The following is a 13,024-nucleotide window of genomic DNA, read 5'->3' as shown; positions in this document are numbered from 1 at the left end:
GGTTTGGCAAAACTGGTCGTTCTGGTGACAAAAGTGGTAGGTCAGGCTACTTGTAAGGAGCCTTTGCACAGTCTATAATAGTAGCAGGACATTATTTTGTGGAGGTTGTCGAAATGCTGAAGTACCACGTTGCAGTCTGCGATGATGAGAAATCAGACCTTGATGGCATTGTTCAAAGCGTCCAGCAGTACGATGTGCAAGGCTGCTTTGACATTGAAACTTACATGGATGGAAACGAACTTCTGAGCGAATTGCAAATGCAGAAGAAATCCTTTGATCTGCTTCTTCTCGATATCGAGATGCCATCCAACGGTTTTCAGCTGGCGCAGTCTTTGATTCAGATGGAGAAGCATCCTTTGGTGGTATTTGTCACGAAGCGGCATGAGTACGCTGTGCAGGGATATGGCATTGCATTCCGCTACCTTGTCAAACCTTTGGATCAGACGCTGTTCGCTGCGGCAATGGATGCCGTCCTTCAGGAACTGAACTCCAAACATTTCACGATCGAATACGATGGTGTTACCATGTCCTTGGAAACATCGGACATTTACTTTCTGGAAAGCCACGGACATAAAGTTCTGATTCACTGCAAGGAGCAAGACCTTACATTGCGAATGAGCATTCCTGAAGCCTTGGAGCAGCTTCCCAAACGGTGCTTTGTGTCACCACACAAAAGTTATCTCGTCAACATGGAACACATTGTTTACGCTACGGGAACCGCTGTTTTTCTTTCCAGCGGACATCAGCTGCCGATCAGCAGGAGGAAGCGTCAGGAGTTCAATCAGATCTTCAACGCTTATTTGGGAAGATGATGCTTTATTATTTCGTTGAGTTTGCAGGGAGCTTTGCCAACATTGCCCTGTTGCTGCTTTTTATCGGTCGGCTGTTTTCCAAAAAGGAGCCCGTCTCAAGGTGGTTCTATGCCTATGTTGCACTCTTGATTGCTGGGCAGTGTGCTTTGAGTTTATTCCCGGATTGGGTGACGCAGCGCACGATCTATCTTTTAGTTGGCGGATTTTTCCTTGCATTGCTGTTCTATGAGGTTCGACCGTGGCAGGCGGTTTTTGCAAGCGGAGCTTTCTTCACACTGATTGCTTTGGTGGAAGTGCTTGCAATGCTTCTGATTGGGCTGCGTATCCCGGATACCGACATTCTAATGCAGGCTGGGGCAGCACGGTTGGTCTATGTTGTTTTTTCAAACCTGATTCAAATTCCACTCGTAGTCCTGATCTCACATTTTTTCAGCCGAAAAGGAAATGCTCTGCGTATCCTATGGCTGCTGCCGATCATTGCGATTCAAATCGCAAGTATTGCTGTCTGTTATGTGGCACAGTATCATGCTGCGGATGAGTATTTCCCGGATTATATGGTCGGTCTTATGGCGGTGCTTCTCCTTATAAACATCCTGATCGTGTTCTATGTGGAAGCTCTCCGGGAAAATGAACTGGAAAAATTCAAAGTTAAGTTCAACGAACAGCAGTACAATCTTCAAATGGAATACTACCAGCAGCTCAAAGAACGCCAGGAAGAAGTCCGTTCTCTGCGGCATGATGTGAAGAAATACATCCTGGCGATGCAGGCAGTTGCAGAACACGGTGATACCGAAGAACTTCACAAGATTGCGCAGGCTGCCACGGATGTTTTCGAGCGTTCCACAAATATTTCTGCGGTCGGAAATCCTGTTGTTGATGCTCTTTTGAATTATTACTTACGAATTGCGGAAAGGAATAACATCAACGTCAAACTGGATGTGACGATTCCTGAAGTCCTGACGATCTCATCGTTGTCTTTGAGCATCATTATCGGAAACACATTTGACAATGCCATCGAAGCCTGTTGCGACCTGCCAGCGGAACAGAGAATCATTCATCTACAGCTGCGCAAGCAGTATCGAAGCCTCTTCTATCGGCTGGAAAACCCATACAGTGATACTTCTCGCGGAATCCGCATCGGAGAACATCATGGCTACGGGCTAAAAAATATAAACCGTATCGTTCAGGAAAACCATGGTGACTTCTACACGAAGAAGAAAGATGGTGTATTTACGCTTCAGGTTCGTCTGAACTGCGAAAATTAAAACATTCTCCTAAAACATTGCTTTGCTTTCGCTTGTGCTTTGTGTGTTTCGTTCATCTGATGTATTCATTATCCTGAAGTGTTGACACACATCAATACTTATGTTATCATTCCCAACAAATCCACAGCGATTTCTGTAAAGAAACGATTCTGTGCGGTTTTATTTCTTGCGAAGAATTTACCGTCCCGCAACACACCCGATCATTTTGCCGCCGTTTTACCCCGACAAAATCCTTCGCCTGTACTGCGCGGGCGGTATTTTTCTTTAATGGAGCTGCACCTTGAAAATTTCATGAGCCGACCGGACGTGATACCGACTTTCCGTTAACGCCGCTGCGCAAACAGGGGCAGGAACTTCGTTCGGAGCAAACGGTGACCCCCTTACATGAGCAGGACCACCTCTACTTATTTTTTGCGTCTTAACAATTCGGAAACAACTTTCGGAAATGCGTTTTGAGCGCAGCGGTGGAGAGCAAGAACCGTCCCGTGGCCACAAATTTTCAATTCTTGAAAATGTTGTGCTCCACCGGGACTTCACATCTGCAACTCTTGCGAGTTTTGATGTGATCTTGTTGGGGCGTACCTGCCCCAAACCCTGCTCATATTCGCACCTTGCGGTGCGAATAGCAACGGCGTGTCGTGCTTACATAACTTCACCGAGGAGTTATCGAACAGACAGGAGGTACAATGACCAAAACGAATGTTCAATCGACCCCTAGCAATTCCCAGCACCACGACACGCCGAACAACAAAACGCACGTCATCAAGTTCCGTGTGACAGCGGAGGAAAAAGCGTCACTGGAACTCACTTGCAAACTCCTGAATCTCTCCCTCTCCACTTTTATCCGCCGTGCCATCCACAACGTCAAGATCGAGAAAACTGTCATCGTTGCCGGCGGCGGCGAAGAAACTCTGAACGCTGTCTCCACCTTGCTTGCTCAGTGCAGCAAGGTGGGCGGCAACCTCAACCAGCTTGCAAGGCACTTCAATTCCGGCGGTGCAGACACCGAGCAGATCCGGGCGAAAATCCTTGACGAACTTGCAGACCTGACTGCATTCCGGCTCAGCGCCGAGAAAGTTCTGGGTAAACTGTATGGCAACGCTGAAGCATATCGCCTCTAAAAATTCGGACTACTCTGCCGCTGAGACCTATCTGGTTTACCAGCACGATGAATTTTCCGGCAAGAAAATTCTGGATGAACAGAGCAGACCCAAGCTGCGGGAATCGTACATTCTGGACACCCTTGAATGCGGCGAAGCCTCGTTTGCAATGGCCTGCCTGCTGGCAAACCGGAAGTACGACAAGAACAACCACCCGGATGACATCAAGAGTCACCAGTATATCATCAGCTTCGACCCGCGGGATGCAGCCGAAAATGGGCTGACGATGGAAAAGGCACAGGCCCTCGGCCTGAACTTCTGCAAAGAGAACTTTCCCGGTCATCCTGCTATCGTCTGCACCCACCCGGACGGACACAACCATTCGGGAAATATCCATGTCCACATCGTGATCGGCAGCGTCCGGACACGAGAAGTGGAGCGCAAGCCCTATATGCAAAAGCCCCGTGACTGGCGTGAGGGCATGAAGCATTCCAGCACAGCCCAGACCATGCGGCACCTGCGTGTCGCAGTCATGGAAATGTGTCAGGATGCCAAGCTGTACCAGATCGACCTGCTCAGCTCGAAAAAGCGTGTGAGCGAGCGTGAATACTGGATGAAACGGCGCAGTCAAATGAAACTCGACCGTGAAAACGCTGCCCTGCTTGCCGCCGGACAGCAGCCTACACAAACGGAGTTTGAAACCGCAAAGGAGACTTTGCGGAAACAGATCTCGGATGTGCTGGACAATGCAGCGAGCTTTGAAGATTTCTCGGACAGGCTCTTGCAGCAGTACGGCATCACGGTCAAGAAAAGCCGTGGGCGGCTCAGCTACCTGCCAGCCGGAAGAAAGAAGTTTATCCGGGCGCACAGCCTCGGTGACAAGTTTGAGAAAGAACTCGTGCTTGCCACCTTGAAAGAAAATGCCAAGAGCCAGCCCATTATCCTCCACAGCAATCTTGAGGAAAAACCCGACCGAATCAAGAAGCTGGTGGACATTCAGGCAAAACTGAAGCAGGGCAAGGGCATCGGCTATGAGCGTTGGGCGAAGAAGCACAACCTCAAAGCCATGGCGCAGACCTTGATTCTTTTGCAGGAGAAAGGTCTGCTCAACGAGGACGCACTCGACCAGAGAATTGCAGAGCTTGACACCAAGTTCCATGAATCGCTGGCCGTAGTGAAAGACCTCGAAACCCGCATGGCAAACAACCAAACACTGCGCCGTTATGCTGCTTCCTACAAGCAGTACCGACCGCTCGCGCAGAAACGGAACGCTGCCAAATCCCCCGCAACCTTTGAAGAACAGCATCGTGCAGAGCTGACAGCATACCGGACAGCAGCAGCCTATCTCAAGGCAAACAACATCACTAAACTGCCAAGTCCGAACAAGCTGGAAGCGGAATACTGCGCTCTTGCTTCCGAAAAGGCCCAGTTCTATGAGCAGTACAAGGAAGCCAAGATCGAACTGCTCAAGCTGAAAGATGCAAAACAGAATGTTGCCCTGTTCTTCCGGGAGGACGAACGGACGCAACATCACGAGAGATAAGGAGTTGTGCGTATGATCAATCTGAAAATCGACCCGGAGTTCCAGAATCAGATCCCGCCGCTGACGGACGATGAGTACAAGCAGCTTGAAGAAAACATCCTCAAGGAAGGCAAGCTGCTCTCTCCTTTGATCGTCTGGAACAACACCCTCGTTGACGGCCACAATCGTTATGCAATTCTCCAGAAGCACCCGGAGATTTGCTTTTCCACCATGCCGCTCCGATTTGAAAGCAGAGAAGAAGTCCTCGCATGGATCTGCAAGAATCAGTTGGGGCGGCGCAACCTCACCCCGGAGCAGAAGCTGTTCCTCATCGGGAAGCAATATGAAGCGGAAAAATCCTCTCATGGCGAAGCCCGCAAAGAATCGCATGATGAAAATGGCCGATTTCACCGGAGTTCTCAAACTGATAACTCCGGTGAAGCCATGAAAACCTGCGAACGAATCGCAGAGGAAAATGGTGTAAGCAAGGCAACTGTACTTCGCGCATCGAAGTACATGAAAGGTGTTGAAATTGCTGAATCCCTGATTCCCGGTATGCGGGAGAAGATTCTGAACAAACAGGTAAAAGTCAGCAAGGCTGATATGCACCGCCTTGCACGAGCCAACTATGATGCCCGCGCACAGACCTTGCAGGAAATCCTGCACCCGGAACTGAAAGTTGAACCGAAACCGGATGCCGATGGCATCATCCGGGAACCGGGAAAGGCACCTGTATTGCCGTTTCAGAAAATCGAATCGGTTTACGACAGCGATGCTTACCCGGAAGAAGTGCGGCATGATTATGTCGCACTGGAACACGTTACAACACGTTTCCGCACAGAGTTTGACTATCTTCTGAGAACTATGCCAGACACAGCACAGCGAGAAGTCATTCTCGAAATCATCCACAAGCACAAGGAGTACCTTGCTTCGCTGGAATCTGCGCTCGCAGAGGATGAGCAGACAGCATAACAACAGGCACATTGTATGCTGTCAACAGAAATCCAAAGGAGTGTGCGTTTGAACAAAAAGAAAAAGTCCACAAATATTTCCCCTTACCCCGATGAAGCCATCGAACGACTGGCACGGGCATTCTATCCGGCGATCCTTGCCTGCTGGAACAGCGAGGAAGGTCAACGGGAATTTGCTGCATGGCAGGCGGAACAGGCTCATATCGCAACCAAAGAAAAACAGGAAGTTCCCGTCGGGGAACTCCCTGCCTTACTTATCGTGTGTGGATTTTTGCAGGGTGCGTCCGGCAGGGCGCACCCTGTTTTTGCGTTCAGTCCTCTAATCCGTGACTTCCAGCCGCATTTCTCAGATACTCCTCTGGCTCACCGTTCAAAATTAGCTCTGCATACGCCAGCGGGTCATTGTAGATGAGGTAGTCCAGTTCAGACCTCTGCGCCATGGTAACATCCAGTGCATCCTCGACACCGGTGCAGTTGATGGAAATTTTGCGCCCATCCCGGAGCAGCAGCTCCACACAGCCGGTGCCCATGTTAAACTGACAGGCTCTTGCATCGTACTTCATAATCTTGCGTCCCTTCTGCCTTACGGCACTCTTACTGTTGTGACCTTCGTGATACGGTCTTTCTTCTGATAAGGTTTTGGACACACAGCCGTAAGGGAAGAGCCATTGTTCTCGTTTCCGAAGAAAACAAAAAATCCGAGCCCTTCTCCTATCGAGAAAAGGTTCGGATTTTCATGGTTTGGTGCGAGTGGCGATACAGAACTTTTTGAAAAAGCCAGTAATATCAACGGTTTTCAAGGCGGACGAGTAGCAAATAACTTGTATATATCCCCTTTTCGGGCGACTGTTTTTAAGACAGCCGCCCTTTTTCTATACCTAAATTCAAGTGTTGTGATTAGGGTGCGAAAGCCTCTGTTTTTTCCTCCCTGACCGCCACAAGCAGGCGGGTATGGATGTTTTCCTATGGATCACATCCGAGAGGCAAACCGGAGGCTTTTTTCATCGAAATCAACACTTTTCATTTTCAGAGGAAGGAGGTGCGAAGATGGCTGTATTCCGTATCGAAAAGACCAGAGATTACACGGTCATGTCCAACTATCATCTGCGGGATATGTCGCTGTCGCTGAAAGCGAAGGGACTTTTATCTCTCATGCTGTCCCTGCCGGAGAATTGGGACTACACCATGAAGGGCCTTGCCCGTATCTGCAAGGACGGCATAGACAGCATCAGCGGCGGCATCCGGGAACTGGAGGCGCACGGCTATCTGATCCGTGCGCGTGTCCGCGGTGCAAACGGGCAGCTTGGCTCTATCGAGTACACCATTTTGGAACAGCCTGAAGCGCCATCACCTACACAGGAAAAACCTATACGGGAAAATCCCGTACAGGCAAATCCAATGTTGGATGCTCCAATTCAGGAGAACCCCGCCCAATTAAATAAAGAAGAATCAAGTAACTATCCATCAAAGACTGATTTATCAATTACGGAAGGATCAAGTCCTATCCTATCAAGTCCCCCAGCCCCCAGGGAGCGGACCGGACAGGACGGGATGCGAAAGCGGGAAAGCTATCGGGCATTGATTTTGGAGAACATCGAATATGATGTTCTTTCGCAGAACGTGCAGCTTGACAAGGACCGGCTGGACGAGCTGGTGGAACTCATGGTGGATACCGTCTGCTCCAACCGGGAGATGATCCGCGTGGCCGGGGACGACTACCCGGCAGAGGTCGTCCGATCGCGGTTCCTGAAGCTGAACGCCTCGCACATCGAGTATGTCCTTGACCGGATGCGGGAGAACACCACCTATGTCCGCAACATCAAGAAATATCTGCTGGCGGCGCTGTATAACGCCCCGGTCACGATGGACAGCTATTATACATCCCTTGTCAGCCATGACCTGTACGGCAGCGGAGATCGGAGGTGAACGCCTTGCAGGAAGAAATCACGCAGAAAACCCTTGCGCTTTGTGTGGAGGCCAGCAAAATGACCGCCCAGCTCTTGCAGCAGGCCATGAAGGAGGTGCTGACGGATATGGAAAAGCACAAGAATGATCCCCAGCTCCGGCACGGCAAGCAGACCATTCGGCAGCTTATGAAGCATGGAGCCGGCGTGTCCAATATCGAGATCACGGACCAGAATATCAAGGCGTTCTCCGCCACGGCAAAGAAGTATGGCATTGACTTTGCCCTGAAAAAAGATACCACCGGGGAGATCCCCCGCTACCTGGTGTTCTTCAAGGGCAGGGACGCCGACGCGGTGACGGCGGCCTTCCGCGAGTTCTCCGCAAAGAATCTGGCGAAGGAGAAAAAGCCCTCCATCCGCAGACGGCTGACCAAGGCCAAGGAGCAGGCAAAGCGGCAGGAGCTGGAGCGGGGCGAGAAGGTCAAAAACAGGGACCGGGGGCTGGAACGATGACGGGAAAGCTGAAAAAGGCCCTGCTGCCGAACCTGCCGTATCTGTTCTTTGTGTATATCTTTGATAAGCTCTGTCAGGCGGTGCGGCTCTCACCGGGGGCGGACGCTTCGGAAAAGCTGCTCCGTATCGCCCAGGGCTTCACCGAGGCCTTTTCTTCCCTCTGGCTCAGCCTGCATCCTCTGGACCTGCTGCTGGGCGTTGCCGGGGCAGCGCTTGTCCGGCTGGCGGTGTACCTGAAAGCGAAAAACGCGAAGAAATATCGCCGCGGCGTTGAGTACGGCAGCGCGAGATGGGGCCGGTCGGAGGATATCGCGCCCTACATAGACCCCGTTCCCGATTGGAACATCCCCCTCACCCGGACAGAAAGCCTCACCATGACCAGCCGCCCAAAGCAGCCAAAGTATGCGAGAAATAAAAACATCCTCGTCATCGGCGGCTCCGGCAGCGGCAAGACGCGGTTCTTTGTCAAACCGTCCATCATGCAGATGCACAGCTCCTATGTCATCACCGATCCAAAGGGGCAGCTTTTGACGGAAACAGGAAAAATGCTCCTGCACGGCGCACCGAAGCTGGACGAGAACGGAAAGCCGGTGCGGGACAGTCGCGGCAAGGTCATCTATGAGCCCTACCGTATCAAAGTCCTGAACACCATCAATTTTTCCAAAAGCATGAAATATAACCCGCTGGCCTATGTGCGCTCCGAGAAAGATATCCTCAAACTGGTCAATGTCATCATTGCCAACACGAAGGGCGACGGTGAAAAATCCTCCGAAGATTTTTGGGTCAAAGCCGAGCGGCTTTTATACTGCGCTCTGATCGGCTACATCTGGTATGAGGCGGAACCGGAGGAACGGAACTTCATCACGCTTCTGGATCTGCTGAACGCCTGTGAAGCCAGGGAGGACGACGAGACATACAAAAGTCCCGTGGATATCCTCTTTGACGATCTGGCGAAAAAGCAGCCGGAGCACTTCGCCGTCAAGCAATATGTCAAGTTCAAAATGGCGGCCGGCAAGACACTCAAAAGTATTTTGGTGAGCTGCGGCGCCCGCCTGTCTCCCTTCGATATCAAGGAGCTGCGGGACATTATGACGGAGGATGAATTGGAGCTTGACACGATGGGCGACCGGAAAACGGCGCTGTTCCTCATTATGAGCGATACCGATACCACCTTCAATTTTGTCATCGCCATGCTGCAAAGCCAGCTTTTCAACCTGCTTTGCGACAAGGCGGACGATTTCTATAACGGGCGGCTGCCTGTCCACGTGCGGTGCCTCTTGGACGAGTTTGCCAACATCGGTCAGATACCGAACTTTGATAAGTTGATCGCGACCATACGAAGCCGTGAGATATCAGCTTCTATTATTTTGCAGTCGCAAAGCCAGTTAAAGACCATCTACAAGGACGCGGCAGATACCATCGTCGGCAACTGTGACAGCACCTTGTTTTTGGGAGGCAAGGAGAAGTCCACGCTGAAAGAGATTTCGGAGCTGCTGGGCAAAGAGACCATCGACAGCCTGAGCCAGTCCGAAAATCGCGGCGCGCAGACCTCTCACGGCCTCAGTTATCAGAAATTGGGAAAGGAGTTGATGACCCAGGACGAGATCGCGGTCATGGACGGCGGCAAGTGTATCTTGCAGCTTCGGGGCGTGCGCCCGTTTTTCAGCGACAAGTTTGATATCACGAAGCATCCCCGCTACCAATACCTGTCCGACGCCGACAAGAGAAACGTCTTTGACGTAGAACGGTACATGAAACGCAAACCGGCCATTGTGAAGCCGGACGAGCCTTTCGATATGTACGAATTGAACGCATCTGATCTGGAACCCGACAACAACAATTCTACAAAACGAAAGGAAAAATGATTTATGGATTTCTTCAACAGTGCTATTGACGTATTGCAGACTCTCGTGATCGCCCTGGGCGGCGGCCTGTGCGTGTGGGGCGGCATCAACCTTCTGGAAGGTTACGGCCAGGATAACCCTGCGGCCAAAAGCCAGGGTGTCAAGCAGCTCGTCGCGGGCGGCGGCGTGGCGCTGATCGGCGTGACCCTGATCCCCCTGCTGTCCGGCCTGCTGGGCTGAGTCCTATCAAAATCTCAGAGGCGGCTCCCGTTTCACGGCGGGAGCCGCCTCTAAGGAGGTGATCTCCCGTGATAATCGACACGATCCAGGAATGGTTCAAGGAGGTGCTGATCGACGGCATCATCTCAAACCTTTCCGGGACCTTTGATACCGTGAATACGAAGGTGGCCGAGATCGCAGGCGAGGTCGGCATGACGCCCTCCGGCTGGAACGGCGGTATCTTCAACATGATCCGCAGCCTGTCCGAAACGGTCATTGTTCCCATCGCAGGCATCATCCTCACCTTCGTCATGTGCTATGAGCTGATCCAGTTGATCGTCGAGAAAAATAATCTCCATGATTTTGACACCTGGCTTTTCTGGAAGTGGATATTCAAGACCTTCTGCGCGGTGCTGATCGTCACGAACACCTGGAATATCGTCATGGCGGTGTTCGATGTGGCGCAGAGCGTGGTCGATCAGAGCGCAGGCGTCATCATCTCCGACGCGGGGATCGACATTTCCGGCGTCGTGGGTGATCTGGAAACGACGCTGGCAGACTGGAGCATCGGTTCTCTGCTGGGCCTTTGGTTTCAAAGCGTCTTTGTGGGCCTCTGCTCCCATATCCTCACCATTGCCATCTTCCTTGTGATCTACGGAAGAATGATCGAGGTGTACTTGACCGTGTCCGTGGGGCCGATCCCCTTTGCCACGATGGTCAACCGGGAATGGGGCCATACGGGGCAGAATTACTTAAAGTCCCTGCTGGCGCTGGGCTTTCAGGCATTTCTTATTATGGTCTGCGTCGGCATCTATGCGGTGCTGGTGCAGAATATCGCCGTGGGGGATGATATCACCGTGGCGATCTGGGAGTGCATGGGCTACACGGTGCTGCTGTGCTACACCCTGTTCAAGACCGGCAGCCTTGCAAAAAGCCTGTTCGGGGCGCATTAAAGGAGGTATCAATTTTGACATACGTAACGGTCCCGAAGGACCTGACAAAAATCAAAAGCAAGATGCTGTTCGGCCTGACGAAGCGGCAGCTTGTGTGTTTCGGATCGGCGGCGCTTGTTGGAGTGCCGCTTTTCTTTTTGAGCAAGGGCAGTATGGGCACGACGCCGGCGGCGCTGTGCATGATCCTTGTGATGCTGCCATTTTTCCTGTTTGCCCTGTATGAGAAGAACGGGCAGACCCCGGAGGCGCTGCTGGGCAATCTGATCCAGTGCAAATTCACCCGTCCGAAAAAGCGTGTCTATCAGACAAACAACGCCTATTCCGCTTTGGAAAAGCAGGCGGAGCTGGAGCGGACGGTGGGGCGGATCGCCTCCGGCGCGGGGAAAAGAGGCAAGGGCCGGCGCAGGCTCACCCGGCAGGAGCGAAAGCAGATCGAGGCCGTCATCCGGCAGGCCAGGGGGGACGGCAAGAACCACACCGTACAGGCAAGCCTCCCCTTCCGCAATATGCACCCGGACGGCCTGTGTCGTCTGGACGACCGGCATTTTTCCAAAACCATCGCCTACGCCGATGTCAGCTACCGTCTGGCGGGGCCGGAGGATCAGCGGGATATCTTTGAACGCCTCTGTGACTTCTATAACGGCTATGATCCCTCCATCGGCGTGCAAATGACCCTGAGCAGCAGCCACAAGGCCAGCGGCGGGGACCTGTTCCGCATGGCGGCCCAGGGGGACGAGCTGGACGGGATCCGCGCCGAGGCCTCCGGCATCCTGCAAACGCAGTATGAGCGCGGCAGCAACGGCTATGTAAAAAGCAAGTATGTCACGCTGACCATCGAGGCGGAGAGCATCCAGGCGGCGCGGGCAAGGTTTTCCCGCATCGAGGCGGACACCCTGAACCGCTTCAAGGTCATGGGCGCGGCGGCAAAGGTGCTGGACGGCAAGGAGCGGCTGGCGCTGCTGCACGGCCTTCTCCATCCCAGAGGGGAACCCTTCGCCTTTGAATGGGACTGGCTCCCGGCAAGCGGCCTTTCCGTCAAGGACTTTATCGCGCCTTCCTCCTTCGAGTTCGGGGAGACGCGGCGCTTTCGCATGGGCGAAATGTACGGCGCGGTGTCCTTCTTGCAGATATTGGCCCCGGAGATCCAGGACCGTATCCTCACGGACTTTATGGATGTGGAGGGAAACCTTCTCGTCACCATGCACGTCCGCGGCATCAACCAGAACGAGGCCATCAAGATGGTCAAGCGCAAGATCACCGATCTGGACGCCATGAAGATCCAGGAGCAGAAGAAGGCCGCACGCAGCGGCTACGATCTGGATATCCTCCCCTCCGACCTCTCCACCTACGGCGGCGCGGCGAAAAATCTCTTGCAGGATTTGCAGAGCCGCAACGAGCGAATGTTCAATATGACCTTCCTCATGCTGCACCTGGCGCCCACGAAGCAAAAGCTGGAGATCGCCGTTTCCCAGTCGGCCAGCGTCGCCCAGACCCACAACTGCATCCTGACCCGGCTGGACTTCCAGCAGGAGGACGGGCTGATGTCCTCGCTGCCGCTTGGCCTCAACCGTATCCAAATCGAACGGAGCCTCACCACTTCGGCGCTGGCGGTGTTCGTGCCCTTTGTGACCCAGGAGCTTTTCATGGGCGGGGACGCCATGTATTACGGGCTCAACGCCCTGTCCGGCAACATGATCCTCTTAGACCGCAAGCAGTCCCGATGCCCCAACGGCCTTGTGTTCGGCACGCCGGGCAGCGGCAAATCCATGAGCTGCAAGCGGGAGATCACCTATGTCATGCTGACCACAAAGGATAACGTCATCATCTGTGACCCGGAGGACGAGGTGCGACACGAAGTCGCGTAATGTATTGTGTATAAACACTGCTCTATCCATTTGGAGTAACCCTACTGTGACCTGCA

The 13,024-nt window shown here is 52.8% G+C and carries 12 protein-coding genes; 11 read left to right on the top strand and 1 reads right to left on the bottom strand.

All coding sequences use genetic code 11. The features are described 5' to 3' along the window. The first annotated feature begins 113 nt into the window (after nt 1-113). From C7J97_RS09715 to C7J97_RS09690, 5 genes are all read left to right on the top strand, one after another. The gene (locus C7J97_RS09715; RefSeq protein ID WP_005924492.1) at nt 114-812 is read left to right on the top strand and encodes a LytR/AlgR family response regulator transcription factor; all 699 of its coding nucleotides are present in this window, start codon (nt 114-116) and stop codon (nt 810-812) included. Then, nucleotides 809-2,077, top strand: a complete 1,269-nt coding sequence (locus tag C7J97_RS09710) for a GHKL domain-containing protein (RefSeq protein ID WP_113992830.1) — start codon at nt 809-811, stop codon at nt 2,075-2,077. Before C7J97_RS09715 ends, C7J97_RS09710 begins: the two co-directional genes overlap by 4 nt. 686 nt (nt 2,078-2,763) lie before the next feature. Further along, entirely contained in the window at nt 2,764-3,198 is a 435-nt protein-coding gene (locus C7J97_RS09700; protein WP_113992832.1) for a plasmid mobilization protein, read from the top strand. Continuing rightward, entirely contained in the window at nt 3,170-4,720 is a 1,551-nt protein-coding gene (locus C7J97_RS09695; RefSeq protein ID WP_112144086.1) for a relaxase/mobilization nuclease domain-containing protein, read from the top strand. The genes C7J97_RS09700 and C7J97_RS09695 overlap by 29 nt, the downstream gene beginning before the upstream one ends. A 12-nt stretch (nt 4,721-4,732) precedes the next feature. Continuing rightward, complete coding sequence (locus tag C7J97_RS09690) at nt 4,733-5,671, top strand: ParB N-terminal domain-containing protein (protein WP_005922692.1); 939 nt, start codon at nt 4,733-4,735, stop codon at nt 5,669-5,671. Nucleotides 5,672-5,981: 310 nt separating this feature from the next. Here C7J97_RS09690 and C7J97_RS09680 read toward each other — a convergent pair whose 3' ends face one another. After that, entirely contained in the window at nt 5,982-6,233 is a 252-nt protein-coding gene (locus C7J97_RS09680; protein WP_005922694.1) for a DUF6061 family protein, read from the bottom strand. A gap of 484 nt (nt 6,234-6,717) precedes the next feature. Between C7J97_RS09680 and C7J97_RS09670 the strand changes: the two genes are divergently transcribed. The 6 genes from C7J97_RS09670 to C7J97_RS09645 all read left to right on the top strand — a co-directional run bounded on the left by C7J97_RS09670 (nt 6,718) and on the right by C7J97_RS09645 (nt 12,968). After that, complete coding sequence (locus C7J97_RS09670; RefSeq protein ID WP_113992834.1) at nt 6,718-7,596, top strand: DUF6017 domain-containing protein; 879 nt, start codon at nt 6,718-6,720, stop codon at nt 7,594-7,596. A gap of 5 nt (nt 7,597-7,601) precedes the next feature. Beyond that, complete coding sequence (locus tag C7J97_RS09665) at nt 7,602-8,087, top strand: PcfB family protein (protein ID WP_113992839.1); 486 nt, start codon at nt 7,602-7,604, stop codon at nt 8,085-8,087. After that, entirely contained in the window at nt 8,084-9,952 is a 1,869-nt protein-coding gene (locus C7J97_RS09660; RefSeq protein WP_113992835.1) for a VirD4-like conjugal transfer protein, CD1115 family, read from the top strand. The genes C7J97_RS09665 and C7J97_RS09660 overlap by 4 nt, the downstream gene beginning before the upstream one ends. A gap of 3 nt (nt 9,953-9,955) precedes the next feature. Continuing rightward, nucleotides 9,956-10,171: a Maff2 family mobile element protein gene (locus C7J97_RS09655; protein WP_097800461.1), complete on the top strand. Its 216-nt coding sequence runs from the start codon at nt 9,956-9,958 to the stop codon at nt 10,169-10,171. A gap of 68 nt (nt 10,172-10,239) precedes the next feature. Then, nucleotides 10,240-11,103, top strand: coding sequence for a VirB6/TrbL-like conjugal transfer protein, CD1112 family (locus C7J97_RS09650; RefSeq protein WP_113992836.1), 864 nt, complete (start codon nt 10,240-10,242; stop codon nt 11,101-11,103). A gap of 14 nt (nt 11,104-11,117) precedes the next feature. After that, nucleotides 11,118-12,968 carry a VirB4-like conjugal transfer ATPase, CD1110 family gene (locus C7J97_RS09645; protein WP_207657495.1) on the top strand — a complete coding sequence of 617 codons (1,851 nt, stop codon included), beginning with the start codon at nt 11,118-11,120 and terminating at the stop codon, nt 12,966-12,968. Nucleotides 12,969-13,024 lie beyond the last annotated feature (56 nt).

Origin of the sequence: Faecalibacterium prausnitzii, assembly GCF_003324185.1 — a bacterium.
In the GTDB taxonomy this organism is placed as follows: domain Bacteria; phylum Bacillota; class Clostridia; order Oscillospirales; family Ruminococcaceae; genus Faecalibacterium; species Faecalibacterium prausnitzii.
This window is presented reverse-complemented; position numbering and strand designations above follow the sequence as displayed.

Bases quoted from the DNA above. Each gene is read 5' to 3' on its own strand.
- C7J97_RS09670 (WP_113992834.1), top strand. From the start codon at position 6,718: ATGGCTGTATTCCGTATCGAAAAGACCAGAGATTACACGGTCATGTCC.
- C7J97_RS09655 (WP_097800461.1), top strand. From the start codon at position 9,956: ATGGATTTCTTCAACAGTGCTATTGACGTATTGCAGACTCTCGTGATC.
- C7J97_RS09700 (WP_113992832.1), top strand. From the start codon at position 2,764: ATGACCAAAACGAATGTTCAATCGACCCCTAGCAATTCCCAGCACCAC.
- C7J97_RS09680 (WP_005922694.1), bottom strand. From the start codon at position 6,233: ATGAAGTACGATGCAAGAGCCTGTCAGTTTAACATGGGCACCGGCTGT.
- C7J97_RS09715 (WP_005924492.1), top strand. From the start codon at position 114: ATGCTGAAGTACCACGTTGCAGTCTGCGATGATGAGAAATCAGACCTT.
- C7J97_RS09695 (WP_112144086.1), top strand. From the start codon at position 3,170: ATGGCAACGCTGAAGCATATCGCCTCTAAAAATTCGGACTACTCTGCC.
- C7J97_RS09710 (WP_113992830.1), top strand. From the start codon at position 809: ATGATGCTTTATTATTTCGTTGAGTTTGCAGGGAGCTTTGCCAACATT.
- C7J97_RS09660 (WP_113992835.1), top strand. From the start codon at position 8,084: ATGACGGGAAAGCTGAAAAAGGCCCTGCTGCCGAACCTGCCGTATCTG.
- C7J97_RS09690 (WP_005922692.1), top strand. From the start codon at position 4,733: ATGATCAATCTGAAAATCGACCCGGAGTTCCAGAATCAGATCCCGCCG.